Source organism: Corallococcus sp. CA047B (genome assembly GCF_003612065.1).
In the GTDB taxonomy this organism is placed as follows: Bacteria; Myxococcota; Myxococcia; order Myxococcales; family Myxococcaceae; genus Corallococcus; species Corallococcus praedator.
Genome location: NZ_RAWD01000665.1, coordinates 1 through 1,066, shown reverse-complemented (window position 1 = coordinate 1,066; position 1,066 = coordinate 1). Strand labels below are relative to the sequence as shown.

The following is a 1,066-nucleotide window of genomic DNA, read 5'->3' as shown; positions in this document are numbered from 1 at the left end:
ACGTGGCGCACGCCCGCGTCCTCCAGCAGCATCGCCAGCCGCTCCCGGGGCTGCTGTCCATCCAGCGGCAGGTAGGCGGCGCCCGCCAGCAGGATGCCCTTGAGCCCCGCGAGCAGTTGCACCGTCCGGTCCGTCAAGAGCCCCACCACCGAGCCCGGCCCCACGCCCCGCGACCGCAGCGCCGCCGCCACCCGCGCCGAGCGCGCCTCCAGCTCCGCGTAGGTGACGCCCACGTCCCCGTCCCGCACGGCCACGCTTCCGGGCGAGCGCGTGGCCTGCTCCGCCAGCAGCGCCGTCACGGACGTGTCGCGGGCAAACGGCCGGGGCTCCGGGTTCCACGCGGCCAGCTGTCGCGCCTGCGCGGGGCCCACCAGCGACAGCCGCGCCACGGGACGCGCGTCGTCCTGTGCCAGCACCTCGTCCAGGAGCCGCCGGAAGGACTCCGCCAGCGAGGCGGGCACCTCCGCCGGGAAGGCGCTGCGCCGGAAGTCCAGGTCCACCGTGAGGAGTCCCTGCCCCAGCCGGTCGCTCACGTGCACCGCGAGCGAATGCTGCTCATGGCCATTGAAGAGCCAGGTGACGTCCACCGGGTGGCCCCCCAACTGCGCATCGAAGCGTCCGTTCTGGAAGGACACGAGCACGTCGAAGAGGGGCGGCCCGTCCAGCCCTCCAGCGCGCAGCTCCTGCGCGAGCAGGTCGAACGGGTAGCGCTGGCCGCGCAGCGCCCGCTGCTGGGCCGTCCCCACCTCGCGCAGCAGCGAAGCGAAGGGGGCCGCGCCGTCCACGTCGAAGCGCACGGGCACGGTGCCCACCATCATCCCGAAGGTGAGCAGGTCCTCGCGTGCGGAGCGGCCGTGAACGAACGTCCCCAGGCACGTGTCGCGCTGCCCCGTCAGCCGGGACACGAAGAGGCCCGTGAGCGCGGCGAACAACCGGGGCACCGTGCTCCCCGCGCCCTGCGCCACCCGGGCCAGCGCCCGCGTCCGCGCCTCATCCAGCGAGAGGGTGTGGCGCACCGCGCGCGTGTCATCGAAGGGCGTGCCCACCGCGCGCAACAGCCCCCCCG

Annotated in this window: 1 protein-coding gene; it reads right to left on the bottom strand. The window is 75.0% G+C overall.

Going from position 1 to position 1,066, the window contains the following annotated elements:
- Window positions 1-1,066: condensation domain-containing protein (locus tag D7X74_RS42040; protein ID WP_147446919.1), on the bottom strand; the 1,066-nt coding region annotated here is incomplete at both ends.